Source organism: Streptomyces sp. NPDC088252, from assembly GCF_044740965.1.
Classification (GTDB): Bacteria; Actinomycetota; Actinomycetes; order Streptomycetales; family Streptomycetaceae; genus Streptomyces.
On sequence record NZ_JBIURS010000025.1, the window covers coordinates 1 to 26,196 of the forward strand.

Here is a 26,196-nt window from a genome sequence, read left to right on the forward strand (position 1 = left end):
TCCGCACCCCCACAGACGTGACCGCCTACCTCGAAAAATACGGGACCGAACCCCCGCAAGAGACCAAACCCGCATGTTGATTCTCTGCGAGCCCTAAGAGGACGTTAAGTCCGTTTCTGGTAGCGGCCGCGTCCGGGTTGGTCGAGGAGTCCCTGACGGACGAGTCGTCCCAGTCGGGAGCGGGTGACGTTGATCGAGGGCTCGTCGGTAGGCAGACCGAGGAGTTCGTGTAGGTCGCGAACCCGGAAGACCCGTCCGGGATGTTCGTTGAAGGCGGTCACGATGCGCTGGTAGACGGTGGCGGTGGTGGTCTGCGCGGGGGTCGGTTCGTGGTCGGGCAGGGTGAGGCCGTCGATGACCTTGCGGGTGGCGGCGAGCTCGGCCAGGCGGGCTTCGGTCTCGGCGAGGGCGGTGGTGAGCCGCTCGATCTGTTCGCGCAGGTGGTCGGCGCGTGCGGCGGTCTCGTCGTGTTCGGTCTGCAGCAGCCGCAGGAGTTCGGTGACGTTCACACGGCCAGCTCGATCTCGTCGCGCCAGGCGGGGCTCGGGACGGTGAGGCGGCGGAGCATGCCCGCGGTGGAGGCCCAGTAGACGCGGGAGGCGGCGTTGTCGGGCCGGTGGTCGTAGTCGCGGGCGAGGCGCCGGTGGAGCATGAGGGTGCCGTTGACCTGCTCGACCACCCACCGCTTCGGCTGCGGAACGAAGCCCTTGCCCTGGGTGTCGGGGTTGCGGCGGACCACCTCGACGGTGATGTCGTTCACCGCCCCGTGGATGATCACGGCGTCCTTGAAGCCCTGGTCGGCCAGGGCCTTCTCCAAGCGCATCCCGCACCGTTCGGCCGCCTGGTCCAGCAGGGCGATGCCGGCCTCGTTGTCGTGCGCGCTCGCGGCCAGGACCACCACGCCGATGACCAGGCCCAGCACGTCGACGGCGAGTCCCCGCTTCCTGCCCGGCGTCTTCTTGTTCGCGTCCAGTCCCGTCGTCTCCTTCGGCACCCCCGCCGCCACGCGGACGGACTGGGCGTCGATGATCACCAGGGACGGGTCCTCTAATCGCCGGGCCCGCTCCCGTACCTAACAGCGCAGGATGTCCTGGATCCGCTGGTCAAGGCCGTCCTCGCGCCACAGGGTGAAGTAGTAGAACACCGCCGACCAGGCCGGTAGGTCGTGCGGAAGAAGCCGCCACTGACACCCTGTCCGGTTCTGGTACAGCAGGGCGTTCACGACCTCGCGCAGGTCGCAGGAGCCCGGGTCCCCGGTCGCCGAGCGCGACACCCGATCCTGCTTCCAGGCGGTGACCAGCGGCTCGATCAACGCCCACTGCCCGTCGGGCAAGTCCGTTGAGTACGGCATCCGTTCCATACCTCGACCCCATCATGCTCACGACACGCGGGTCAGCCCAAGCGACTCCGTACCCACGAACGGGCGACGCCAGATCATCTAGAAACGGACTTAACGTCCTCTAAGACCGGCCGGGCAGGGTGGGGAGGTAGGTGGGCGCCTTGCGGACCGGGGTGGCCCTCTCGAAGGCGTACGCGTAGCTGAGCAGCGTCGCGTCGCTGTAGCGCGTTCCGAGGAAGGAGACGCCGAGCGGCAGCGTGCCCTTGGCGTAGCCGGCGGGCACGGTGATGTGGGGGTAGCCGGCCACTGCGGAATTGCGGGTGGAGCTTTCGAAGGGGGTGGGGTCGAGCGCTTCGATGGTGGGGGTGGGGATGCTGGTGGGGGTGACGATGGCGTCGAGCCGGTGCTCGGCGAGGACGCTGTCGATGGCCTGGCGGGCCTGCCGGGTCGCGGCGTCGCGGTGCTGCCTGTAGGCCGGGGCGTTCACGTCTCCGTCAGTCTTGTCAGCCATCTCGAAGAGTTCCTGGCCGAACTTCGGCATTTCTATAGCGGAGTTCTGCTTGTTGAACTCGATGAGTTCGGTGAGGTTCTTGGGGTGGGGACCTGGGGTGGTGGCCAGGTAGGTGTTGAGGTCGTGCTTGAACTCGGTCAGTACGGCGGGAAGCATGTCCTTCTGCATCATGTCCTTCGAGTCGGCCACGTCAGCGCCCTCGACGATGGTTGCGCCGAGTGCTCGCAGCTGTTGGACGGTCGCTTCGAAGACGCGGTCCACGTCGGAGTCGATGCCGGTGTGGCCCTTGCGCCACACTCCGATGCGCTTGCCTCGCAGGGCGTTCGGGTCGAGTACGGTGCGGTAGTCGGTGGGGAGAGCGGTGTCGGCATCGGCGGTGTCGGCATCGGAGGCGTCCGAGCCGTGGATGGCCCAGAGCGTCAGGGCGGCGTCCGTCGTGTTGCGGGCGATCGGGCCAGCGGTGTCGTGGCGGTTGGTGATGGGGATCATGCCGCTTCGGCTGACCATGCCGAGGGTGGGCTTAACGCCGACGGTGGAGGTGACGCTCGCGGGGCACACGATGGAGCCGTCCGTCTCGGAGCCGATGGTCACCGCAGCCAGGGTGGCCGCGGCGGCGGCCGCGGAGCCGCTGGAGGAACCGCAGGGGCTGCGGTCGAGCACGTAGGGGTTGCGGGTCTGGCCGCCGGTGGCACTCCAGCCAGCCGTCTGCTCGGAAGACCGGAAGTTGGCCCATTCCGACATGTTCGCCTTGCCCAGGATCACGGCGCCCGCGTCGCGCAGTTTCTTGACCAGGAAGGCGTCCTGGGCTGGCTTGGAGTGCAGCAGGGCCGTGGAGCCGGCGGTGGTGGGCTGGCGGTCCGCGGTGTCGATGTTGTCCTTGATGAGGACGGGAATGCCTTCCAGGGGGCCGCGGACTTCACCGGTGCGGCGCAGGTCGTCGCTCTTGCGCGCGAGGTCCAGTGCGTCCGGGTTCACCGTGACGACGGCGTTGAGACGGGGATTGAGGCGATGGATGCGGTCCAGGTATGCCCGGGTCAGTTCCTCGGACGTCAGCCGCTTGCCCTTCATGTCCTCCTGGAGTTCCAGGATCGTGACGCGGTCCAGCCGCTTGTCCAGTCGTCCGTCGCGCTTCCCCCCGTTCTTCGGGGCGGCCGGGGCGGCTCTGTCGGCCGAGGCGGCCGGGCGCGGCCCGTCGTCCGGTGCGCAGGCCGCCAGGGGGACGAGCAGGCAGGCTGCCGATACCGCGATCACCGTGTGCCGTCGCGTGGTTCGAGTGAGCGAGCGCATCAGTTGCTTCTCCGTAGAGGCGAGGGAAGGAAGGCCCTGTGTCCGTACAAAAGAGCCTATGAACGGCGTCTTTTCGGAACGACAGGGATGACTCCCCGTTCGGGAGTGGTGCGGACTACACCTCCTGAGGGGGTGTCCGTTTTCCGCGTCACGCGTGAGGAGGGGGTGTCCGGCTCGCTGCCGGACACCCCCTCCTCAGGTGCTCTCGCCGCTACGGGTCACTTCTTGCCGCTGGTCAGCCACACTCCCAGCGCCGATCCGACGAAGACGACGCCGGTGCCGACCCCGGCCAGGACCCTCGTGGTGCCGGTGTAGTGGGCGAAGGTGCTGACGTAGACCGCCGCCACCGTGGAGACGAAGAGCAGCAGCCAGAGCACGGGCTTCATCAGGGGTTCCTCCTGTTGTGCGCCCCCGGCGGCCCGATGGGCGGCAGGGGGTGGGATCTCTTACGCCGTCTACCTTCTCCCTCCGCCCCCGGTCGGCACATCGGACCGTCCCCCCGAACCGGAGGTGTAGCCCGCTACACCCGTGCAGCGACGGACACGTCGCCGCACGGGACGGCCGTCCGGGACGCGGGTCAGGCGTTCAGGTAGGCAAGCACCGCGAGGACCCGGCGGTGACCGCTGTCGCTCGGCGGCAGGTTCAGCTTGGCGAGGATGCTGCCGATGTGCTTGCTGACGGAACGTTCGGTGATGAACAGGGTCGTGGCGATCGTGGGATTGTCCAGGCCCTGCGCCATCAGCCCGAGTACCTCCCGTTCGCGGGGGGACAGCGCGTCGAGCGGGTCCCGGCGGCTCATCAGCTGGGAGACGACCTCGGGGTCCAGCGCCGTTCCGCCCGCAGCGACGCGCTCCAGCGCGTCCTGGAATTCCTCGATGTGTCCCACACGGTCCTTGAGCAGGTAGCCGATCCCCGAGGCGCCCTGTCCGAGCAGTTCAGCGGCGTAGCTCTCCTCGACGTACTGGGAGAGCACCAGGAGCGGCAGGTCGGGAACGAGTTTCCGGGCCTCGATGGCGGCACGCAGCCCCTCGTCGCGGAATCCGGGCGGCAGCCGGACGTCCAGGACGGCGACGTCCGGCCGGTGTTCCAGCAGGGCGGGGACAATCTCGGGCCCGCTTCCCACGACGGCCACGATCTCGTGCCCGACGTCCTCCAGGAGCAGAATCAGGCCCTCGCGGAGAAGGACGTTGTCCTCCGCGATCACGATCCGCACGGCAGCACCACCTCAATCGTCGTTCCGGAACCGACAGGGCTGTCGATCCTCGTCGTACCGTCCAGGGCGGCGACCCGTCGGCGCACCCCGGCAAGTCCGCTGCCCGAGGCGGAGCCGGGTGCGGCCCCGCCGCACCCGTCGTCCCGCACAACGACGCGCAGCGTGGGGCCGTCGTACCGGAGCGACACCTGAGCAAGGCTCGCGTCGCTGTGCCGGGCGATGTTGGTCAGCGCCTCGGCGACGACGAAGTAGGCGGCCGCCTCGACGGCGGCGGGGGGGCGGCGGTCGGTCTCGGGCAGGTCCAGGGTGGTGGGGATCGGCCGGCCTGCGGCCAGGGAGCGGATGGCTCCGTTCAGTCCCCGGTCGGAGAGGATCGGCGGGTGGATACCGCGGATGACGGTGCGCAGTTGGACAAGTGCTTCGTCCACGGTGGTCCTGGCCTCGAGCACCATTCTCCTGGAACTCTGGGGGTCCTTGTCGAACCGGCGCTCGGCCAGGGCCAGGCGCATGGCCACCGCCACGAGCTGCGCCTGGGTGCCGTCGTGGAGGTCGCGTTCGATCCGTCGGAGTTCCGCCTCGTGGGCCTGGAGGGCTCCCGCGCGCGAGGCGGTCAGTTCCTCGATCCGCCGGCCGGCGCCGGTCCACGTACCGAGCATGATCTCCGCGATCCATGTCTCCAGCTTCACCGTGGCGGGGGCCAGCCAGAAGAAGAGGGCGGCGAAGAGCCAGACACACACCGCGGACAGGACGATCGCCTGCATCCAGGTGGTGAGGGGGGCCGCGAGGAGGGTGAGGGTTCCGCCGGGCAGGGTCCACCACCACAGCGGGATGGAGATCGTCAGCAGCAGACTGAGCAGCACTCCCAGGACGAGGACGGGAAGGACGAGCCCTACGATGCCGTGAACCAGCATCCATGCCACGTCCTTGCGGGTACTTGGGAACCGCAGCAGTTGGAGCGTCCGCTGGTAGGCATTGTCTTCGGGCGTCGGGTAGGGCCGGCGTACGGGGCGGCCGAGAACGCGTTCGGCGCGTCGGCGTTCGACATCGGCCAAGGCGCGCAACGGCCGCACCGCCCACGGAAGGATCGGCGCGAAGATCAGCGAGAAGCAGACGAGCGGCAACAGAACGTAACCAACCAGCGAAGGTAGAGCGGTGGCGAGTCCACCCAGCAGATACCTCGTGGATCGTAGGCTGTGGAGCACTCTTGCCTTCAGGTCCATGGAGCAAGACCGTACTTCACGGGGGTTCCCTTGTCATAAGTGCGCGCTCCACCTGGCAGGTGGAGCGCGCTACACCTCCGGTTCGGGGGAGAGACCGCTGCCGTCTGCTTGGCTTGCGCGATTACGTTCGGTACCCGTTCTGACCGATCGAGGGAACCGAAGGACCCATCATGCAACCGATGACGACGACCCAGGCCACGCCGTTCGCCGTGTCCCTGGAGGAGGTCTCCCAGTCCTATGGCGAGGTGACCGCGCTGGACCGGGTCAGCTGGGGGTTCCGCAAGGGCAGTCTCACCGCGATCATGGGCCCGTCCGGATCGGGCAAGAGCACCTTCCTGCACTGCGCCTCCGGCCTCGACCGGCCCAGCAGCGGAACGGTACGGCTCGGGGATCTGGACATGGGCGGGCTCCGCGAGACGGAGTTGACCCGGCTGCGCCGTGAACGGATCGGGTTCGTCTTCCAGGGCTACAACCTCATGCCCTCGATGGATGTCGAGCGCAACATCACCCTCCCGCTGTCCCTCGGGAACCGCCAGGTGGACAGGCGTTGGCTGGACGAAGTGGTCCACCGGGTGGGGATGGCCGGCCACCTGGCCCGGCTTCCAGCACGTTTGTCCGGCGGCCAGCAGCAGCGTGTGGCGGTCGCCCGAGCGCTTGTCACCCGCCCGGAGATCGTCTTCGCCGACGAGCCGACAGCCGCGCTCGATCCGAGGTCGGCCGAGCACGTCCTGAAACTGCTGCGTGACGCGGTCGACGAGATGGGGCAGACGGTCGTGCTGGTCACCCACGACCCGGTGGCGGCGGCCTGGGCCGACAGCGTCGTCTTCCTGAGCGGGGGCAGGATCGTCGACGAGCTCACGACTCCCTCCGCCGCAGCCGTCCTGGCCCATTGGGGCACGCTGTGAGGCGCGGGATCGCCGCCGGAGTGGCGGCGGCACTGTTGTGCGCGGCTGCGTTGACGGGCGCGTTCGGGGTCCTGCTGGAGTCCGCACTACGGGCGCACGGATCGGCCGACCGCTATGAGCGCGCCGTGGCTGTCGTCGCCGCGAGCCAGCGCGTGGAGACCGTCCGGGACGACCAGGCCGATGCCAGGCCGCTGGTGGAGCGGGCCCGGGTACCGGTATCGGTGACGGACCGGGTACGCGCGGTACCAGGAGTCACAAAGGTGGTCGCGGACGTCTCTTTGCCGGTGGTCACCGCCGACGGGGCCGTGCGGACCGGCCGCGGCTGGGATGCGACCGCGCTCACCGCTGTCGAATTGCGCGCCGGCCGTGCTCCGCAGGCAGAACACGAAGTTGCGGTGGACTCCGGCGGCGGCAGGGCCGTCGGTGACACCGTCCGTCTCCAGGTCGGCGGCAGGGCGCCGGAGCCCTACCGGGTCACCGGCCTGGTGGCCGACCGGTCCGCCGCAGGCCACGACGTCTGGTTCGGTCAGCGCACGGCACAGGTCCTCAGTGGCCGTCCCGAGCGTGCGGACGCGCTGGTCGTGCTCGGCACGGAGAAGACGTCCGCCCAGTCGCTGCGGGCAGCCGCCCCCGGTCTCGTCGTCGCGACCGGCGCGGGTCGCGGCGACGTCGAGAACCCGGAGGTGGCGGCGGCACGACTCGACCTGATCGGCGTGTGTGCGTCGATCGGCGGTGTCGCCCTCCTGGTGGTGCTGCTGATCGTGACGGGTCTCCTGGACATGTCCGTACGGGACCGGACCCGCGAGCTCGCGGTCCTGCGCGCCATCGGTGCCACCCCCCGGCAGGTCCGCCGGGTGATCGTCCGCGAGACGCTCAAGGTCACGGTACCGGCGTCGCTCCTGGGCGGTCTGCTGTCGCTCGGGCTCGGCACCCTGCTGCACCGCTTCATGGCCGAGCAGGGGGTCCTGCCCCCGGGGCTGGGGCTCGCTCTGGGACCGTTTCCTGTCGTCGGTGCCCTGGCGCTCACGGTCCTCACCGCGGTCGGTTCCGCCTGGCTCGCGGCACGACGGGTATCCCGGATCCGGCCGGCCCAGGCCGTGAGCGAGACCTCCGCCGAACCGACTCGGCTACCGCGCTGGCGCGTGATCACCGGCCTGGTGCTCCTGGTCGTCGGTCTCGCTTCGGCTGGCACCGCGTTCGCGTTCGGCGGGCAGGTGGCGACCGCGGCCATGGGCGGACTCGTACTCTCCCTCATCTGGGCGGCGGCCCTCCTGGGTCCCTCGATCGCCCGAGGGGGAATCGTCGTCCTCAGCCCCGTCATGCGCCTCCTGTTCCCGGTCCCGGGCCGGCTCGCCACCGACACGGCCACCGCCGCGGCCGTGCGACTCGCGTCGGTGATCACGCCGATCGCGCTCGCGCTCTCCTTCGGCGCCAGCCAGCTGTTCGTGCAGACCACCGCGGTCAACGCCACCCGGACGCAGGCAGCCGCGGGGCTGCAAGCGGACCAGGTGCTCGTCTCGAACGGGCCGGGCGTGCCCCGGGCCATGTACCGGGCGGTGGAAAGGACGGCCGGACCGGGGACCGTGACCGCGGTGAAACGCACCACCGTGGTGATGTCGGTCGCGGACCAGCTCCAGTCCCTGCCCACCCAAGGCGTGAAGGGCGCACTGTCCAATCTGGACCCGGACGTGAAGGCGGGCCTGCTGAAGGGCCTGCGCGGCAAGAACACGGTCGCGCTCAGTTCGAACGTGGCCAGCGCGGCCAAGGTCGGTTCGACCGTGTCTCTCTGGCTCGGGGACGGCACCGTGATCCGACCCGAGGTGGTGGCCGTCTACGACCGGGGACAGGGCTTCGGGGATGTCCTGCTGCCTCACGATGTGGTCGCCGCCCACGTCACCGACGCGGGCCACGACGACTACCTCCTGGTGAAGGGAGCGGCCGACCTGCGACCGGTGCTCGACCGTTTCCCCGGGACCCGTGCCACGTCCGCCGGACAGTACAGTGCGGCCCTCACCGAGAAGGCACGCCAGCAGGCCCTGCCCGGACTGCTCGCAGTCGCGGCGATCTCCCTGTTCACCCTGATCGGCGTGGTGACCACGCTGGCCGTCGCCACCGCGTCCCGCCGTCGTGAACTGGCTCTGCTCCGGCTCATCGGCGCGACCCGCGGCCAGGTTCTGGCGATGCTGCGGCTGGAGACCTGCCTCGTACTCGGTACGGGGGCCGCCGTCGGCTCCCTGGTCGCGGCGGTGACGCTGCTGACCTTCGGCGGCGCGGTGACCGGTCTGTCCGCGCTGTCGGTGTCCCCCTCGGTCTGCGCGGCCGTACTCGGCACTGTGTTCCTGTCGGGCACGGCGGCTGTCATGCTGCCCGCCCGCCGGCTGCTGCGCCGCCGAAAGTCTCCGCGAATCACGTAGCGGAACCAGGTCCCGCCTCTCTCATGCTTCCCGTCCTCGGGCGGGGGCACGAGCGGAAAGCCGTTCCTTCATGCGCCGCGACCATCACAGGACCAGGCCGAGCCACCGGCAGGCCCGTCGCACCACGACCACCTCTCACTGACCCACTGATGTTGTTCCCCTACCGACAGGAGTTGTCCATGCATGCACGTGTATCGCCGAGGTTCCGTCCCACTCTTTCGCGAGGCGGCCGACGTAAGACCTTGCTCGCCGTGACCGTGCTCACCGGGGCCGTCATGACCACCGGTGCACTGTTCCCGTCCGCGGCCTCCGCCGCCAAGCCGGACCCCGTTCAAAGAAGCCTGAACACCTTGGTGGTCGACGACCAGATACCCTCCGCGTCGGCGAGCGTCGCGGACCGCGAGGGCCGGACGCGTCACTACACCGCGGGTGTCGGCGACCTCAGGACCGGCGCGAAGGTACCCAAGGACGGGCAGGTACTGGCGGCCAGCAACACCAAGGCCTTCACGGCCGTGGTCACGCTGCAGCTGGTCGCCGAGAAGAAGCTCGCCCTGGACGCCCCCGTCGACACCTACCTGCCCGGCCTGCTGCGCGGCGAAGGCATCGACGGACGCCACATCACCATCCGCCAACTCCTCCAGCACACCAGCGGCCTGCCCGAATACCTGGACAAGCGCGCGGTCCTCAAGGATCCGCAGAGGTACTACGAGCCGCGCGAGCTCCTCGACAGCGCCCTCGCGCAGAAGGCCCACTTCTCCCCGGGCGCGAAGTGGGAGTACAACAACACGAACTACCTGGTCGCGGGCCTGATCATCCAGAAGGTCACCGGCCGCCCGCTGGGCGAGGAGATCAACCGGCGCATCGTCGACCGCATCGGACTGCGCCACACCTACTTCCCCACCCCCGGAGACATGACCATCCACGAGCCCCACGCCAAGGGCTACCACCGGGACACAGCCGACTCGCCCTGGCGCGATGTCACCGAACTCGACCCGTCCTGGGGCTGGGCCGCGGGTGCGGTGATCACCACCAACAGCGACCTCAATCGCTTCTACACCGCACTCCTCGGCGGCAAACTCCTGCCCCCGGCCCAGCTCGCCCAGATGCGCACCACCGTCCCCGCAGGCGCCCCGGGTGTCCGTTATGGACTGGGCCTGATCAGCACGCCGTTGCCGTGCGGCGGCGTCTATTGGGGCCACGGCGGAACCATTCCGGGATACGCCACCTTGGGAGGTGTCACGGAGGACGGCCGTGCGGTCAACATCGCACTGACCGCCATGCCGGCCGACAGCGCCACCGAACAGCACGCACAGGCCGCCGTCGAAACGGCCCTGTGCCGCTGAAACCCTCACTGACCCAACCGGAAAGCCCGCACCGCGGCCGCAGACGCCCGATGAGGGCGGGTCAGGCCGGTGGGCGGGCCCCTGCCGCCACCGGCCCTTGACGGTATCGGTCGCCGCTCCCGCTCGCGGGAACGGCGACCGATACCCCGGCGGGCCCGTGCTCACAAGCGTCGCCAGGCCACCAGAGCAACGGCCCGTCCGACATTGCCCCACATCTCGCAAGAGCCCGTATCCGGTCCCGGAGTCGGAATCCGCCACCCTCACCGCCGAGGCGCGTACCGACTCACGCTTCGATCGCTCTTCGCTGTCACGACAGGAGTTGTTCCATGTACGCACGTGTATCGCCGAGGTTTCGTCCCACGCTTTCGCAAGGTGGCCGGCGTAAGGCCCTGCTGGCCGTGACCGTGCTCACCGGAGCCGTCATGACCACCGGTGCGCTGTTGCCGTCCGCGGCCTCCGCCGCCAGGCCGGACGCTGTTCAGAGCAGCCTGAACGCCTTGGTGCTCGACGACCGGATGCCTGCCGCGCTGGCGAGCGTCACGGACCGTGAGGGCCGGACGCGTAACTACACCGCGGGTGTCGGTGACCTCGGGACCGGGGCGAAGGTACCCAAGGACGGGCAGGTGCGGGCGGGCAGCAACACCAAGGCGTTCACGGCCGTGGTCGCGCTGCAGCTGGTCGCCGAGAAGAAGATCGTCCTGGACGCCCCCGTCGACACCTACCTGCCCGGTCTGCTGCGCGGTGAGGGGATCGACGGACGCCACATCACCGTCCGCCAGCTCCTCCAGCACACCAGCGGCCTGCCCGAATACATGGAATCCCCCATCTTCGCGGACTTCCCCGCCGTCCGGTACCGGTACTTCGAGCCGCGCGATCTGCTAGACGGCGCCCTGAAGCAGGAGGCCCACTTCTCCCCGGGCGCGAAGTGGGAGTACAGCAACACGAACTACCTGGTCGCGGGCCTGATCATCCAGAAGGTCACCGGCCGCCCGATAGGTGAGGAGATCGACCGGCGCATCATCGACCGCATCGGACTGCGCCACACCTACTTCCCCAAGCCCGGAGAGACGACCCTCCACGAGCCCCACCCCAAGGGCTACGAACGGGAAGAGGCCGACGGACCTCTGATCGACTACACCACCATGGACATGTCCATGGGGTGGGCCGCGGGTGCTCTGGTTTCCACCAACAGCGACCTCAACCGCTTCTACACCGCCCTCCTCGACGGCAGACTCCTGCCCCCGGCCCAGCTCGCCCAGATGCGCACCACCGTCCCCGCAGAGGCACGCGGCCCCGGCGTCCGCTACGGACTGGGCCTGACCAGCACGCCGCTGTCATGCGGCGGCGTCTACTGGGGCCACGGCGGAACCGCCCTGGGATACCGGACACGAGGAGGCGTCACAGAGGACGGACGTGCCGTCGGCATCGCGGTAACCACCGCCCCGACGGGTGCAGCCTCCCAGCGGGTGGAGGCCGCCGTCGACACGGCGCTGTGCCGCTGACCAGGCAGAGACAGACGGGAAGACGGCCCGCAGGGTCGCCGGCGCGTTCCGGCGGCCCCGGCCCCGTTCCGTGGAAATGTGCAGGTGCCGACCAGCACGCAGGGCGGACGCCGGCACGCCAGATGTACGCCTCCCTCGGACCTGGCGGGGAGCCCCGGGAGATCGAGCCGCGCCGCTCTATCCGCGCCCGGATCACAAGCCCCGGCAGCAGCGACCGGGCCACGGCCCACTCCGCGCCCGTCATGTCCGAGGGATACCGCCGAACACGTCCCCGGAGGCGACGGCCGAGATCTCCCGCCGGCTGAGCGGCATCCAGCCCCTGCTCACCGACGACCCGTTCCGCGCGATCGCCGACGTGGGCCATCCGCCCGCGCCGGCCCTCGACAGCGTCGACTGCTCCTGCCCGACCGCCAGCCCGCGGTGCGTCCATGAGCTGTCCGTCTACTACGACATGGCGCGGCGCATCGACGACGATCCCCGCATCGCTCTTGACGTGCGGGGCTTCTTCCGCGCTTCGGCGGGCGGCGGCCAGGCGCCCGCCGAAGCGACGACGCAGCGCTGGATCGCTCTCAACTCCCTTGATCCGGCAGCCTACTTCACGGCGGCCGATTGACCCGGTCGGCCTGAGGGGGAGCGGTGCGTGCCCGCCCGGCGGGCACGCACCCTCGCGCCGCCCCGACCGGCCGGTACCGGAGGTGGCCTGTACCGCCGCGATCGGGGCGGTTGTACATCCGCTGGCCACCGCCGTCGAGGAGGGCCGGGACCTGTCCTCGATGAGCGGCGTCCTGGTCGGCGCGGCTTACCGTCTGCTGGCGGCCTGACCGCCCGGCTTCACTTCAGGTGCCGGGTGAAGAACTGGGCCGCGGCGTCTCCTGCGAACTGCGGGACGCCGGTGTGCCCGCCCATATTGGCGTGCAGGGACTTCTCCTTGGAGCCGAAGGCGTCGAACAGGTCCAGGGCCGCCTGCCGGTCGTTGCCCTCGTCGTCCCACTGCAGCAGGACGTGCAGCGGAATGGTGACCTGGCGGGCCTCCTCGAACATGGCGCGAGGCACGAAACTCCCGGCGAACAGACCGGCGGCCGCGATGCGCGGATCGACCACCGCCAGCCGGATGCCGATGGAGATCACGCCCCCCGAGTATCCGACCTTGCCGCCGATCTCGGGCAGCGAAAGGAGAGCGTCCAGGGCGGCCTGCCATTCCGGGACCGCCTTCTCGACGAGCGGGAGGACGAGGGCGTCGACGATCTCGTCGCCGACCGGCTCGCCGGCCTCCATCGCCCGGCGCAGGTCGGCGCGGGCCTGCTCGGCGGCGGCCCAACGGGGCCGGTCACCGCTCCCGGGGAGCTCGATGGTGGCCGCAGCGAAACCCTCCGCCGCGGCGCGCCGGGCCCGGGCCACCAGCCGGGGGTACATCTTGCCCAGCCCGAGCGGGGGGTGGCCGAGCAGGATCAGCGGCGCCGGTGCGGATGCGGACGCGGACGCGGGCGTCCACAGGATGCCGGGGATCTCGCCGAGGGTGAATCCGCGCTCGATGACACTGTCGTCGAGGCGTTGTTCAGAAGTGAAATGCATGGTCGTGCCTTTCGGGAGTGCACAGGAATGGCGCTCCCGGACGACCTGTCTATCGTCCGACCGTGACCCCGGAGGAGAGCACCCACGTCGATACTGCGTTCACGGGTACCACCTCCTCGTTCTCTCGCACGGCCTCCGGAAAAGTAGCAGTGGTCACCGTGGTTCGCCAAACGGGTTCTTGCCAAGGCTCCGTGACCGGATGCCGCGGAGCCGCTCACCTCACAGTTCGCAGAGAATCAACGTGTTGCTTCGCGGGATTCGGCTCGTTGTTGTGGTACGAGCGCCTCCGATGAGGTCCGTGATCAACTCGCCGTGAAGCTGGGGGTGTTGTTCCCGCATCTGGACGAGCGGCAGCGGCGGCTGGTGATGGGGGGCCGAGGCCCGGCGGGGAGAACCCCGTCCGAGGACCCTCCGGCGCCTTGCGATCGCACGCACCGGACGTTGCGAGCCGATCGGACTCCCATGGTGCGAGCCCCTCTTGACGACCGCCCGGCCGGCGGGCGGACGCCGGCCGGGGGTCGGGCCTGGTTCCTTCGGGGATCGGCCCGCGGTGCCGAACGAGGCCTGGAGCCGGGGGATGTAGTCGGCGAGTGCCGGTGCCCAGCAGCCGTAGTTGTGACCGCCGTCGCAGGTGGGCGCCAGCGCCGACCAGCAGAGTCTCGCCGTCGCGGGACAGCCTCATCCGGGGCGGCTCCATGCGGTGGCCGGCCAGGATCTGGTTGAGGTCGTCCCAGGTCATCAGTCCGGCGACATCGATCGCGCCGGGTACGTGGCGGTGTTCGCGGTGCAGTGCCTGGGCGAGGAAGTCCTCGCCCAGGCACTCCACGATGGACAGGCGCGTCATCGCGTCAGGGCTCCCGATCCGTCAGTCGTTGCCGTCGCTCTTGCCGGTGCCGCCGCCGTCCGAGGGGATGGCGTTGCGGCCCCGGGCGGCGACGATCGACCTGCGGGAGCGGACCAGGCCGCCGGCCTGTGGCCCGGACGTGGCGGGCGGGGGTGTGGCGGGACTCTGCATGGAATCCTCCTGTGGGCTGGTGGCCGGGCCCTGGACGGCACGGCCACGGACACCGCCAGTACAGCCGCGAACCATGCGGGCGATAACCCCGTGATGGGGCCCCCACGGTGGGTATGGTCGTTGGGCTGACACACTGTCATTCCACGAGCGTTCTGGGGGACTTGTGGACGACTTACCGCCGTCACCCGCCCAAGTGCCGCACCGCTTGCTGACCAACCCGGCGTTCGTCCGGGCCCTGCGCGAACCGGGATCTCCTTCAACCGGATCGCCGAAGCGTGCGCGCTGAAAGCCGAGCGGGTCAGCCAGATCGCCCGGGGCACCACAGCTGTCACCGCCCTCACGACTGTCGAGCGAATCGCCGGCGGACTGCGCATTCCCGGTGCCCTACTGGGCCTTGCTGCGCAACCCTGGGAAGACACCGCCGTTCTCAGCACGGAGTCCGACCATGGAGAAGATCCGATGAAGCGCCGCAACCTGCTGCGTGGCGCGCTGGCCGCCGGCCTCACCGCTCCGGCCCTCGCCGCGCTCACCGCCGCCCGGACCGACGTCGACCAGACCCTCTCCCCCGAGGCTCCCCAGGACCTGGCCGACCTCGAGGCCGCAGCCGAGAGCTACGGATACGGCTACCACGGACAGGCGCCCACCCGTGTTCTGGCCGACCTGGTCACCGACTTCACGACCCTGCGCCCGCTGCTCACCGTCCCGCAGCCCGCACCCGTCCGGGCCAGGCTGTGCCGAACGGCCGGGCAGATGGCCGGGATGACCGCGATCGTCTTACATGATCTGGGCAGCCGCCGGGAGTCCCGTGCCTGGTTCGCCACCGCCGCCCGGGCCGCCGCCGAATCCGGCGACCAGCAGCTGCACGCCTGGGTCCTCGCCCGGGAGGCGATGGTGCCGCTCAACTACGGCGCTCCGAGGGCAGCGGCCGACCTCGCCGACCAGGCCCGGAGGCGGCCGGCACCCGGCCGACCGCCGCCGCGGTGCTGGCGGCCGCCGTCGCCGCCCGCACCTACGCCCTCAACCACCAGAGCGAGCAGGCCCGCGCCGCGCTCACCGCTGCCGACGCCCTCATGAGCCGGCTCCCCGAGTCCGAGCGGTCGGACACCTGGCTGACGTACGACGAGCAGAAACACCACGTCCACCTCAGCCACGCCTTCACCACCCTCGGGGACACCCGTCGCGCCCGGGAGAGCCAGCAGCGCGCCCTGGAACTGTCCGCGCCGACCAGCACCATGACGCGCACTCTGCTGAACATCGACGCGGCGGCGTGCTCCCATCACGACGGCGACACCGAGCAGGCGTGCCGCCATGCGGTCGACGCCCTGACGGCGCTGCCCGCGGACTATCGCACCGGCCTGGTCCGCCGCCGCGCCCTGGACCTGTTCGAGGCGATCCCCGCCCAGCACCACCGCGAGCGCGCTGTGCGGGAACTACGCGACGTCGTAGCCGGCTGACCGCGACCGCTCCCACAGCGGGCGGGCACGCCCGGTTCCCTCGCAGTGGAAGCACTGGCCGCCCCCTGGTGTGCTGCGGGCACCGAGAGTGCCAAGGGAGTCCCGCAGGAGCTGGGTGAGGCCTGCGACGTGGCCGGTGTGCAGCGCCAGTTCATGCCGCTTGCCGACCATGACCTCCAGCACGACGTCGGGCACGAGAGCGAAGTCGCCGATCCGACTGCCCCCGGCGAGGCCGCGCGTCACCGTATCGATCAGGTCGTGAAGGTGGCCCATCGTCTTTTTCCCGGACAGTCCCACCCGCGCCGCGAGGACGAGATCGTCCGGCTCCGCGATCGACAGCAGCGCCGACGGCCGCTCGAACGGCACGCTGTGGCCGACCGGCTCGGGGTGGGCTGCGTGGAGACGGGCCATCGCGTACCACAGGTCTCCCGGGTAGCCATAGTTCGCCGGCGTCGCTTCCTTCTCTTGCTGCTTGCTGAGCCTCATGGCTGCCTTCCGGTTGATGGCATCGGAGCACCTGAGTACGCCGTGGCCAGGGCGCAGTGCGCGCCGTGGCCCTCGTCATCCCGCCAGGCGGCGCGGCGACTTCGGGAGCCGTCCCGCCGGGCGGGCGGTCACCGGCGGCCCGGCGTCTGTCGCCTCCTCGATGGCGGGCGGCTCGGTCGGCGCTCGCAGTGGCGCCCGGGCGGGTGATTTTCCCTCGCGTACGCGGGCGCAGTTCTAGCGGTACGCGTCCAACTTGCCCATTTTCAAGGAGTATTGACAGCTTTTCATGTGTTCTGCCATGTTTTGTTCGCCGCTTCCGGCGAACGAGCGAGAGGTGATCTCATGCGACGAACCGAGTGCGACGCGAGCCAGGCCGCCAAGCGCCTGGAGGTGCCCGCAGCCACCTTCCGGTGGGCGCGGCACACCGGCCTTGTCCCCGAACCAGACGCGTCCTCGTGGCAGTGGTCCCGGGCCGCTGTGGAGGCGCTGGACGCCGACGCCCTCCGGGCCGCGATGCCCTCCCCGCCCATCTCCGGCGGCGCGGCGGCCGACCGGATCGCCGACGCACTCGGCACCCCGAACGTGATCGGCGAGAAGGCGAACGTGACGGCCTTCGTGGTCCGGCGGTTCGTCGACCGCGGCCTGCTGGTCGACCTGAGCGCGAACCCGGACGGGACGCTGCACCGCCCCGGCCAGGTCGCGGAGGTCTGCCAGCGCGAGGACCTGGCGGACCTGGTCGCCGCCGACACCCCGCTCGGGCCTGAGCAGGCCGCCACCCGGCTTGGGGTGCGCAGGGTTGAGTTCGATTGGATGGTGCGGCTCGGTTGGGTCCGCTCGCCGCAGTCGATCGAGGTCCGCTTCGGCACAAGCCGGGCCGGGGCCGTCGACGTCGCGCTCCACACCACGGCGTCCGTCGACGCCGTCGTCCCCGCGCACCCGGAGGTCGACTGGCAGCAACTGCGCGCGATGGAGAAAGGCCGGCGCTCCCCACTCGCTGCGCTGGCGCAGCAGGCCGCCCCGGCCTGACCGACGCGGTGCGGTCCGCGAGGACGCTCTCCCACGGCTGTTGCGTGGGGAAGCGTCCTCGTCTCCGGCAGGTCTGCCTCAGCGGCCCGCCGGTTCGGGGTATCGAGCCCGGCGCCGGTATGGGTCGTCGACGCCGATCTCCTACCAGGGCTCGCCGCGCTGGAGCCGGGGCGGGGTGTTCACCCAGACCGCGACGGTGATGCCCTTCACGTCGGCGGCGAGCGCCTGGAGGCGGTTGTCGAGCAGGTGCTCTTCCTTGCCCGCCAGGACGACGTGCAGCCGCGGGAAGGTCTGGGAGCGGGTGTAGCGGTGGCGCTGCCAGAACGGGTACGTTCCGCCGATCGTGCCGCGGGCGCCTTCCCAGACGCGGTGCCTGGCGTAGTGCTCGTAGTCCCAGACCTCCTTGGCGAGCCGGGCCTGCGACATGGTGCCGTTGTCGAGCTCGAAGAGGCGCGCCTCGCTGGTCTTGGTCGGCAGCGCGAGGACGGCGTCGGTGTTGAAGCTCAGACCGGTCTCCTTGATGGCGTGGTTGACCTCCACCTGCCAGTCGGTCAGATACTTCCGGCCGCCGAAGGCCAGGATCATGTCCGTCACCGCGACGCCGTGCGGACCGAACCCGGCTCGAACGGCCTTCGCTCCGGTGCCGGCCTTCGGTCGGGGAGGCAGTTCGTTGCCGTCGGCCAGAGCCTTCTGCCCTTCCCGGGTGAGGTTCCAGATCTGGTGCTTGCCCACCTTGCCGTTCGTCTCCGCCAGCCCGAACTCCGCCAGCCTCTTCATCGCCCTGCGCACGTACGACCGCCGACCGTCGCCTGAATCCGACTGCGCCTGCGTTCACGACTGCCGGTCAGGCCCGCACCACGGCTGCCTGGGCCTGACCGGCCAGCCATGTCTTCATCACGTGCCAGGCAGCTTGCTCTTCCGCCTCGGTTCCCCACCACCAGGTGAAGGGCGAAGCATCGGACGTCAGCTCCTCCCGCCACCAACCGACGCTGTCAGCCAGGTGACGGCGGGCGACCCGGCTCATCTCCGCCTCCCAGCGGGCCAGCCACGTAGTGACCGAGGAGCTCGCGGTCACACAGCTCTCGAACACCGCACACACAGAGACGGGCGGTGGCTCCGTCCGCAGGGTCTGGGTCCACCATGCCTCCAGGAAACCGGCCACTGCGCCAGCCTGCTCGTCGGGCCACTGCGACCAGCCTGCCGCGGCCAGTCCACGGGCCATGAGATCGGACTCGGCCGTGCCCTCGGCGAGCACCACGACGAGCTGCGGCAGGACCCGTCGAATGATCGCGGGCTGGTCATCCCAGTGGAAGGGATCCTTCTGCGCGATCCGACGGACAAGGCCCTTCGGGAGCGGGACGCCAGGAGTCCGCAGCCGCTCGACCTCACTCTCGTCGAAGCACCGGCCGCAGCCGCTCTCGTCTGCGTGAGCCGTCACACTGCCGAAGGTCTTCGCGACCCTCGCCACCGCTGCGGCGAGGACATCGTCATCTGCAGAAGTCACCGTGCATCCCGTCAAGACCCCAGCAGGCTGCCCCCAGCCGAAGAGGGCGACATTACCAGGCGACAACTCACCCACCGGAACAGGGCGAACGTTGCTTGATGCGGCAAGGGAAAGGCACTTCCGCCGTCCGCGGGGCCGCACGGACGCCTCGCGCGGCCGTCTTCCGGACAACGCACGTCCGTGGGGTGCCTGATGTTCAACTCATGCGGATCGAGGCGATTGCAACCCAGGTGTTGCTTCACCTCTTGACGACGATGGTCCGGACCTTTATTTTCACGCCTTAAACAAAGTCCTTGGAATGCACTCAACACTCTTACCGCACAGCGGTGTTGGGACTGCGTTCCCCTGGCATGAAAGGCCAATCACCCCCCATGGCCAGACCTCTGCTCGCGGTCGCGTCCCTCGCCGCACTCACCCTCTCGGCCGGCCTCCTCATGGCCGGCCCCGCCCAGGCCGCCACCGGCACCATCACCGGACTGGCGGGGAAGTGTCTCGACGTCGCCGGTGCCAGCTCGGCCGACGGCACGGCCGTGCAGCTCTACGACTGCAACGGCACCGCCGCCCAGCAGTGGACGGTCGGCTCCGACGGCACCCTCCGCGCCCTCGGCAAGTGCCTCGACGTCACCGGCGGTTCGACCGCCGACGGTGCAAAGGTCCAGCTGTGGTCCTGCACCGGCGCAGCCAATCAGAAGTGGACCGTCACCGCCGCGCGCGACATCGTCAACCAGCAGGCCGACAAGTGCCTGGACGTCACCGACAGGTCGTCAGCCAACGGCGCCCGAGCCCAGATCTGGTCCTGCACCGGCGCGAGCAACCAGAAGTGGACCGCGCCTGTCGCGGACAGCGGCCCCCCGCCGGCCACGTCCATGGCCGTGGCGCCCTACCTCTACAACGGCTGGGGCAGCCCGCCGAGCCCGACCACGATCACCAACGCCACCGGCGTCAAGTGGTTCACGCTCGCCTTCGTTCTCAGCAACGGCTACTGCAACCCGCAGTGGGACGGCAGCCGGCCGCTCACGGGCGGCGTCGACCAGCAGACCGTCAACACCGTGCGCGCGAACGGCGGCGACATCATCCCCTCCTTCGGCGGCTACAGCGGCAACAAGCTGGAGAGTTCCTGCTCCAGCGCGGGCGAACTCGCCGCCGCGTACCAGAAGGTGATCAACGCCTACGGGCTGAAGGCCATCGACATCGACCTCGAGGCCGACGCCTACAGCAACCCGACGGTCCAGCAGCGCACGGTCGACGCGTTGAGGACTGTGAAGGCCAACAACCCCGGTCTGAAGGTGTACGTCACCATCGGCACCGGGCAGAGCGGCCCCGACACCAGCCTGATCGACCGGGCCGCCTCCTCCGGCCTGGCCGTCGACGCCTGGGCCATCATGCCGTTCGACTTCGGCGGTGCCGGCCGGAACATGGGCAACCTGACCGTGCAGGCCGCCGAGGGCCTCAAGAACGCGCTGAAGAACGCGTACCGCTACAGCGACGACCAGGCCTACCGCACCATGGGCATCTCGTCGATGAACGGCATCACCGACCAGAACGAGACGGTGACGGTCGCGGACTTCCGTACCATCCTCGGCTACGCCCAGCAGCACCACCTGGCCCGTCTGACCTTCTGGTCAGCCAACCGCGACCGCCCTTGCACCGGCGGCCCGGCCGACAGCTGCTCCGGCGTCGGCCAGTCCGCCTGGGACTACACGCGCGTCTTCGCCGCCTACACCGGCTGACCGCATCCCCCATCCACATCGTCCGACCCGTTCGGCAAGGAGGACCCGTGTTCCGACTCTCACGCCCCGCCACCAGATACCTGGCCGCAAGCCTGGTCACCGTGGCGGCGGCGTCCTTCCTCACGGCCGCCCCCGCGGGCGCCGCGACCCCCGCGGACGCCGGCGCGTCCGCCCCGCGCGTAGCCGCCGCCCTGCCCATCGACTGGGCCACCGTCGTCAACGCGGCCAGCGGCAAGTGCCTCGACGCCCGCGCCGCCGGCACCGCCAACGGCACGACGGTTCAGCAGTACACCTGCAACGACTCTACCGCGCAGCAGTGGAGTTTCACCGCGACCAACGGCGGCTACGTACGCATCAACAACCGCAACGACGCCGGCCAGGTCGTGGACGTGACGAACGTGTCCACGGCCGACAACGCCCCGGTCCAGCTGTGGACCTACGGCGGCGGCGCCAACCAGCAGTGGCTGCCCGTCGACGAGGGTGGCGGCGCCTACCACTTCGTCAACCGCAACAGCGGCAAGTGCCTGGACGACCCCGCCGCCTCGACCGCCGACAGCGTGCAGCTCGTGCAGTACACCTGCAACGGCACCGCCGCCCAACGTTTCCAGGTGGCCCCCGTGACCCCGCCCGCAGGATCGGCAGACCTCGGCCCGAACGTGGCCGTCTTCGACCCGTCCATGTCGTCGTCGACGATCCAGAGCAGACTGAACTCGATCTTCAAGCAGCAGGAGACCAACCAGTTCGGCTCCCAGCGCTACGCCGTCATGTTCAAGCCGGGCACCTACAGCGCCGACGTCAACGTCGGCTTCTACACCCAGGTCCTCGGCCTCGGCCTGACCCCCGACGCGGTGACCGTCAACGGCGCGGTCCACGCGGAGGCCGACTGGTTCCAGGGCAACGCCACGCAGAACTTCTGGCGCGGCGCCGAGAACCTGTCAGTCAACCCGACCGGCGGCAACGACCGCTGGGCGGTCTCGCAGGCGGCTTCGTACCGCCGGATGCACCTGCGCGGCAACCTCGCGCTGGACGACGGCGGTTGGTCCAGCGGCGGCTACCTCGCCGACAGCAAGATCGATGGTCGTGTCAACTCGGGCAGTCAGCAGCAGTGGCTGACCCGTAACGCGCAGCTCGGCGGCTGGACCGGGTCCAACTGGAACATGGTCTTCGTCGGCAGCCAGGGCGTGCCCGCCACCAGCTTCCCGAACCCGCCGCACACGACGGTCGCGCAGAGCCCGGTGACCCGCGAGAAGCCCTTCCTGTACGTGGACGGGGCCGACGCCTACCAGGTGTTCGTCCCGGCGGTGCGCACCAACTCCACCGCGACCAGCTGGGCGAGCGGCAGCGCCGCCGGCACCTCGCTGTCCCTGGACACTTTCTACGTCGTGAAGCCGGGCGCGACCGCCGCGCAGATCAACGCCGCCCTGGCCGCGGGCCAGAACATCCTGGTCACCCCCGGTGTCTACCACCTCGACCAGACCCTGCGGGTGACCCGGCCCGACACCGTCGTCCTGGGCCTCGGCCTCGCCACGCTCATACCGGACAACGGGGTCACGGCGATGACGGTCGCGGACGTCGACGGTGTGAAGATCGCGGGCGTCCTCTTCGACGCGGGCACCACCAGCTCCCCCACGCTGCTGGAGGTCGGCCCCCGCGACTCCGCGGCCTCGCACGCGGCGAACCCGACCTCCCTGCACGACGTGTACTTCCGCGTCGGCGGTGCGGGCGTCGGCAAGGCGACCACCAGCCTCGTCGTCAACAGCGCCAACGTCATCGGCGACCACATGTGGATCTGGCGCGCCGACCACGGCAGCGGTGTCGGCTGGAGCAGCAACACCGGCGACACCGGACTCGTGGTGAACGGCGACAACGTCACGATGTACGGCCTGTTCGTCGAGCACTACCAGAAGTACCAGACCGTCTGGAACGGCAACGGCGGCCGGACGTACTTCTACCAGAACGAGATGCCCTACGACCCGCCCAACCAGGCGGCCTGGATGAACGGCTCGACGCAGGGCTACGCCGCCTACAAGGTGGCCGACTCCGTCACCAGCCACCAGGCGTACGGCCTCGGCAGCTACTGCTACTTCAACGTCAACCCGGGCGTGACCGCCGCGCGCGCCATCGAGGCACCGAACAACCCGAACGTGCGCTTCACGAGTATGGTCACGGTCTCCCTCGGTGGCACGGGCACTATCAGCCGCGTGATCAACAACACCGGAGGCCCGTCCAACTCCGCCAACAACGTCGCGAACCTCACCAGCTACCCGTAACCGTCCCGGGTCAGGACGGGCGAAGGTCCCGCAGCCCGGGCTGCGGGGCCTTCTGGCCCCTCTCATGTGTCCGCCTCCTGCGCACCCAGGACGCCGTAACGCTGCTGCGCGCCTACCAGGAGGGCTGCCGCATGACGACATGGGCGCCGCGTCCCCGGGCCGACAACGTCGCCGTGCTGGACGAGGCGATGGACGGGCGTTGTCCGATGGCCGTGCTCACGTACGGCAGCGCTGCATCCACACGATGGCCATCCAGGTGACTCCGGTACGGTCCGAGCAGAGAAGGTCTGTGCTCGAAGACCGGGCACCCGTGCCCCGACCATGGCTTGGGGCAGGGGCGAGCGGGCCGTCCCGGCCGTCGGCGAAGACGTCCTCGCTCCCGGCGCTCGTGGTCCCGTCCGGCGGGGCCCCGTGCACCGGGCTCACCCGCCCGCGACGGCCGGCGGAGTGCGCCTCGGGTCCGGGCGCGGTGCGCGGGCGCGCGCACCGGCCCGCGTGCCGGGGCCCGGCGGTCCGGGTCGAGGTCGGCGGCGGCGCGGGTCGCGCAGGGGCGGACCATACGTCGGCGTCACCGCGCGACGGACCGGGCACGGGCCCCACCGGCGGCGCGGGCTCAGGGGGAGACCCGGTCCTGGAGGGCCGACTGCCAGGCGGGGGCGGGGATGCCGGGCTTGCTCTCGGGGCGCCGGCCGCCCTGGGCGAAGAAGTCGACGAGCGGCAGCAGGGCCGCGCCGACGGTGACGGCCTCCGGGCCGAGGGTGCCGAGGCCGACAGAGGTGCGGCTGCCCGGGTAGCGGAGGGCGTACTCCTTCGCGTAGCCGGTCACGGTCTCCAGGAAGCGGGGGCCGAGCTGGAGTCCGGCCCAGCCGCCGACGAGGATCCGCTCGGGCTGGAAGAGGTTGATGAGGTCGGCGAAGCCCGCGCCCAGATACTCGGCGGTCTCGGCCAGGACGGCGAGCGCGGTCGCGTCGGGCTCCGTCCCCGGGTCCTGTGGGTAGGCCACCGCCAGCATCGCGGTCAGCGCCGTCTCCTCGTCCGCCCCGGACGGGGGCTGTCCGCCCGCCTCCCGCCACCGTTCCAGGAGGGCCTCGGCGCCCGCGTACGCCTCCAGGCAGCCCTGGGCGCCGCAGCGACACCGGCGCCCCCGGACCCGTACGGTCAAGTGCCCCCATTCGAGGGCCCGTCCGGGCCCCATCGGGTCGGTGAGGACGCAGGCGCCGACGCCTGAGCCGAAGAGGACGACGACCGCGCTGCGGGCACCGCGGCCGGCGCCGAACCACATCTCGGCCTGGCCGAGTGTCTTGGCACCGTTTTCGATCCAGTAGGGGACGGACTCGGGCAGGTCGACGGCGGCGCGGAGGAGGCGTTCGAAGGGGACGCCGTCCCAGCCGACGGTCTGGCCGTGCACGACGGCGCCGTCCTCGGCGTCGTGGGCGACGATGCCGGGGACGCCGATGCCGACCCCGATGAGGCGGTCGGCGGGTATGTCCGCGGTGCGCAGCACCTCCGCGATGCCCTCGCGGAGGTGGTCGACGACGAGGTCGACGTCGTAGCGGGCCGTACGGGGTCCCGAGCAGGCCAGCGGACGTTCGGCGCGGGCGAGTTCCGTGAGAGTGAGGTCGAACAGCTCGATCCGCACCCGGGTCTCGCCGATGTCGACGCCGATCATGAAGCCGCTGGCCGGGGTGATCCGGACGAGGGTGCGTGGGCGGCCGCCGGCGGAGTCGACGCTGCCGGCCTCCTCGACAAGGCCGTCGGCGACGAGTTCGGCGACCACGTTGCTGACGGAGCCCGAGCTGAGGCCGGTCGCGCGACCGAGCATGAGGCGGCTCATCGGGCCGTCGAAGTACAGCCTGCGCAGAACGGAGGTGCGGTTCTCGCGCCGCAGGTCACGCACCGTACGGCCAGTTCTTGCGTGCACTTTGGTCCCCGTCTCTGGAGTGGTTCCTTGCAACATACCCGCAGCGCCGGCCTTGACGCGACCTTCTCATGGGGTTTAACTCACATCCTAAATTAAGCCGATGTCGCGGCGAGGCCCCCAGAAGCCCGCCCCCATCGGCACGCCCCCTCGTCCCCGAAAGGGCCCAGGAGCCATGCGCAGAATCAGAGCCGCTGTCACCGGTGCCGTCACCCTCTCCCTCGCCCTCACCGCCACCGCCTGCGGCGGCGGTGAGGGGAGCGAGTCGTCACCGAAGACCCTCACCTACTGGGCCTCCAACCAGGGCGCCAGCCTGGAGGTCGACAAGAAGGTTCTGCAGCCCGAGATCGACCAGTTCGAGAAGGAGACCGGGATCAAGGTCAAGTTGGAGGTGATCCCGTGGTCCGACCTGCTGAACCGGATCCTCACCGCGACCACCTCCGGCCAGGGCCCCGACGTCCTCAACATCGGCAACACCTGGAGCGCCTCGCTCCAGTCCACCGGCGCCCTCCTGCCCTGGGACGCGAAGAACCTGGAGGCCATCGGCGGCAAGGACCGCTTCGTGGACTCCGCGCTCGGCTCCACCGGCGCCCCGGGCAAGGACCCGGCCGCCGTCCCGCTCTACTCCATGGCCTACGCGCTCTACTACAACAAGCAGATGTTCAAGGACGCGGGCATAGCCGAGCCGCCGACCACCTGGGACGAGGTGATCGCGGCCGGCAAGAAGCTCAGCAAGGGCGGCAAGTCCGGCATCGGCGTCGAGGGCTCCAACCTCTCCAACAACATTCACCAGGTCTTCGTTCTCGGCAAGCAGCACGGCGCCGACTTCTTCACGGCCGACGGCAAGCCCGACTTCACCTCCGACGGAGCCGTCGCCGCCGTCAAGCAGTACATCGACCTGATGGCCGCGCAGAAGATCGTCGCCCCTGGCAACGCCGAGTACGCGCAGAACCAGTCCCTCAGCGACTTCGCCAAGAACAAGACCGGCATGGTCCTGTGGCAGACCCCGTCGCAGACCTTCTCCTCGCAGGGCATGGGCCCGGAGGAGTGGGGTGTGGCCCCCGCCCCGGTCCCGTCGGACAAGCCCGGTCAGGGCGCCCAGACCAACTCGATGGTCGCCGGCATCAACCTGGCCGTCTTCAAGAACACCAAGAACCTCGACGGCGCGCTGAAGTTCGTGAAGTACATGACGAGCGACAAGGAGCAGATCCTCCTCAACAAGACCTACGGATCGGTCACGCCGGTCAAGAGCGCCCAGAAGGACCCCGCCTTCGCCGACCCGTCGCTCGCCGTCATCCGTGACACCCTCGCCACCAGCGCGGCGGCCCTGCCGCAGGTGCCCGAGGAGTCGCAGTTCGAGACCGTCGTCGGCACTGCGGTCAAGGAGCTGTTCGCCGACGCCGCCGCCGGTCGCCCGGTCACCACGGAGTCCGTGAAGGCCAAGCTCGAAAAGGCCCAGCAGCAGATGCCCAAGAAGTAGGCCGCCC

Annotated in this window: 22 protein-coding genes and 2 pseudogenes; 12 read left to right on the forward strand and 12 right to left on the reverse strand. The window is 70.1% G+C overall.

The annotated features are described in order from the left end of the window. Positions 1-104 precede the first annotated feature (104 nt). From ACIOHC_RS34960 to ACIOHC_RS34985, 6 genes and pseudogenes are all read right to left on the reverse strand, one after another. The gene (locus ACIOHC_RS34960) at positions 105-509 is read right to left on the reverse strand and encodes a type IV toxin-antitoxin system AbiEi family antitoxin domain-containing protein (protein ID WP_351079962.1); all 405 of its coding nucleotides are present in this window, start codon (positions 507-509) and stop codon (positions 105-107) included. After that, positions 506-1,360 (reverse strand): annotated as a pseudogene (locus ACIOHC_RS34965) (IS5 family transposase). The gene ACIOHC_RS34960 and the pseudogene ACIOHC_RS34965 overlap by 4 nt, the downstream one beginning before the upstream one ends. A gap of 100 nt (positions 1,361-1,460) precedes the next feature. Next, complete coding sequence (locus ACIOHC_RS34970) at positions 1,461-3,137, reverse strand: amidase (RefSeq protein ID WP_401845454.1); 1,677 nt, start codon at positions 3,135-3,137, stop codon at positions 1,461-1,463. A 218-nt stretch (positions 3,138-3,355) separates the two neighbouring features. After that, positions 3,356-3,523 carry a hypothetical protein gene (locus ACIOHC_RS34975; protein WP_351086915.1) on the reverse strand — a complete coding sequence of 56 codons (168 nt, stop codon included), beginning with the start codon at positions 3,521-3,523 and terminating at the stop codon, positions 3,356-3,358. A 191-nt stretch (positions 3,524-3,714) separates the two neighbouring features. Next, entirely contained in the window at positions 3,715-4,350 is a 636-nt protein-coding gene (locus ACIOHC_RS34980) for a response regulator transcription factor (RefSeq protein ID WP_351086913.1), read from the reverse strand. Then, on the reverse strand, positions 4,338-5,570 hold the full coding sequence (locus ACIOHC_RS34985) for a sensor histidine kinase (protein ID WP_401845456.1): 1,233 nt from the start codon (positions 5,568-5,570) through the stop codon (positions 4,338-4,340). The genes ACIOHC_RS34980 and ACIOHC_RS34985 overlap by 13 nt, the downstream gene beginning before the upstream one ends. Positions 5,571-5,749: 179 nt before the next feature. Here ACIOHC_RS34985 and ACIOHC_RS34990 point away from each other — a divergent pair, with 179 nt between their 5' ends. The 6 genes from ACIOHC_RS34990 (at position 5,750) to ACIOHC_RS35015 (ending at position 12,555) form a co-directional block, all read left to right on the forward strand. Further along, complete coding sequence (locus tag ACIOHC_RS34990) at positions 5,750-6,475, forward strand: ABC transporter ATP-binding protein (RefSeq protein ID WP_351086910.1); 726 nt, start codon at positions 5,750-5,752, stop codon at positions 6,473-6,475. Then, positions 6,472-8,889, forward strand: coding sequence for an FtsX-like permease family protein (locus ACIOHC_RS34995; protein WP_401845459.1), 2,418 nt, complete (start codon positions 6,472-6,474; stop codon positions 8,887-8,889). Before ACIOHC_RS34990 ends, ACIOHC_RS34995 begins: the two co-directional genes overlap by 4 nt. 242 nt (positions 8,890-9,131) lie before the next feature. Beyond that, the gene (locus tag ACIOHC_RS35000) at positions 9,132-10,232 is read left to right on the forward strand and encodes a serine hydrolase domain-containing protein (RefSeq protein ID WP_401845583.1); all 1,101 of its coding nucleotides are present in this window, start codon (positions 9,132-9,134) and stop codon (positions 10,230-10,232) included. Between the two features lie 326 nt (positions 10,233-10,558). Continuing rightward, positions 10,559-11,734, forward strand: coding sequence for a serine hydrolase domain-containing protein (locus ACIOHC_RS35005; protein WP_401845460.1), 1,176 nt, complete (start codon positions 10,559-10,561; stop codon positions 11,732-11,734). A 355-nt stretch (positions 11,735-12,089) separates the two neighbouring features. Beyond that, entirely contained in the window at positions 12,090-12,347 is a 258-nt protein-coding gene (locus ACIOHC_RS35010) for a hypothetical protein (RefSeq protein WP_401845462.1), read from the forward strand. Positions 12,348-12,429: 82 nt separating this feature from the next. After that, positions 12,430-12,555 (forward strand): hypothetical protein, encoded by a 126-nt coding sequence (locus ACIOHC_RS35015; RefSeq protein ID WP_365692518.1) that lies wholly within the window; start codon positions 12,430-12,432, stop codon positions 12,553-12,555. 10 nt (positions 12,556-12,565) lie between these two features. On the opposite strand, the gene ACIOHC_RS35020 is transcribed toward ACIOHC_RS35015, so the two are convergent. Together ACIOHC_RS35020 and ACIOHC_RS35025 are read right to left on the reverse strand one after the other, a co-directional pair. Further along, a complete protein-coding gene (locus ACIOHC_RS35020) occupies positions 12,566-13,306 on the reverse strand; it encodes an alpha/beta hydrolase (RefSeq protein WP_401845465.1) in 741 nt (246 codons plus the stop codon). Positions 13,307-14,171: 865 nt separating this feature from the next. Next, positions 14,172-14,321 (reverse strand): hypothetical protein, encoded by a 150-nt coding sequence (locus tag ACIOHC_RS35025; protein ID WP_384280627.1) that lies wholly within the window; start codon positions 14,319-14,321, stop codon positions 14,172-14,174. 459 nt (positions 14,322-14,780) lie between these two features. Here ACIOHC_RS35025 and ACIOHC_RS35030 point away from each other — a divergent pair, with 459 nt between their 5' ends. Together ACIOHC_RS35030 and ACIOHC_RS35035 are read left to right on the forward strand one after the other, a co-directional pair. Next, entirely contained in the window at positions 14,781-15,395 is a 615-nt protein-coding gene (locus tag ACIOHC_RS35030; protein WP_401845468.1) for a hypothetical protein, read from the forward strand. Beyond that, positions 15,392-15,775: a hypothetical protein gene (locus ACIOHC_RS35035; protein ID WP_401845469.1), complete on the forward strand. Its 384-nt coding sequence runs from the start codon at positions 15,392-15,394 to the stop codon at positions 15,773-15,775. The genes ACIOHC_RS35030 and ACIOHC_RS35035 overlap by 4 nt, the downstream gene beginning before the upstream one ends. Here the strand turns inward: ACIOHC_RS35035 and ACIOHC_RS35040 are convergent. Further along, entirely contained in the window at positions 15,752-16,261 is a 510-nt protein-coding gene (locus ACIOHC_RS35040) for a hypothetical protein (protein WP_351084044.1), read from the reverse strand. The two genes, ACIOHC_RS35035 and ACIOHC_RS35040, sit on opposite strands and share 24 nt — an antisense overlap. A gap of 342 nt (positions 16,262-16,603) precedes the next feature. On the opposite strand from ACIOHC_RS35040, the gene ACIOHC_RS35045 reads away from it, so the two are divergent. Then, entirely contained in the window at positions 16,604-17,287 is a 684-nt protein-coding gene (locus ACIOHC_RS35045; protein ID WP_401845471.1) for a hypothetical protein, read from the forward strand. A gap of 141 nt (positions 17,288-17,428) precedes the next feature. Here the strand turns inward: ACIOHC_RS35045 and ACIOHC_RS35050 are convergent. Together ACIOHC_RS35050 and ACIOHC_RS35055 are read right to left on the reverse strand one after the other, a co-directional pair. Then, positions 17,429-18,079: pseudogene (locus ACIOHC_RS35050) on the reverse strand (replication-relaxation family protein); the annotation flags it as partial. A gap of 52 nt (positions 18,080-18,131) precedes the next feature. Further along, positions 18,132-18,791, reverse strand: coding sequence for a hypothetical protein (locus tag ACIOHC_RS35055; RefSeq protein ID WP_351084040.1), 660 nt, complete (start codon positions 18,789-18,791; stop codon positions 18,132-18,134). A gap of 371 nt (positions 18,792-19,162) precedes the next feature. Between ACIOHC_RS35055 and ACIOHC_RS35060 the strand changes: the two genes are divergently transcribed. Both ACIOHC_RS35060 and ACIOHC_RS35065 read left to right on the forward strand, forming a co-directional pair. Next, positions 19,163-20,521, forward strand: a complete 1,359-nt coding sequence (locus ACIOHC_RS35060) for a lectin (RefSeq protein WP_401845474.1) — start codon at positions 19,163-19,165, stop codon at positions 20,519-20,521. Positions 20,522-20,568: 47 nt separating this feature from the next. Then, positions 20,569-22,791: an RICIN domain-containing protein gene (locus ACIOHC_RS35065; RefSeq protein WP_401845477.1), complete on the forward strand. Its 2,223-nt coding sequence runs from the start codon at positions 20,569-20,571 to the stop codon at positions 22,789-22,791. Positions 22,792-23,404: 613 nt separating this feature from the next. On the opposite strand, the gene ACIOHC_RS35070 is transcribed toward ACIOHC_RS35065, so the two are convergent. Next, a complete protein-coding gene (locus ACIOHC_RS35070) occupies positions 23,405-24,748 on the reverse strand; it encodes an ROK family protein (protein ID WP_401845479.1) in 1,344 nt (447 codons plus the stop codon). Between the two features lie 136 nt (positions 24,749-24,884). On the opposite strand from ACIOHC_RS35070, the gene ACIOHC_RS35075 reads away from it, so the two are divergent. Continuing rightward, positions 24,885-26,189, forward strand: coding sequence for an extracellular solute-binding protein (locus tag ACIOHC_RS35075; RefSeq protein WP_351084032.1), 1,305 nt, complete (start codon positions 24,885-24,887; stop codon positions 26,187-26,189). Positions 26,190-26,196: the final 7 nt, after the last annotated feature.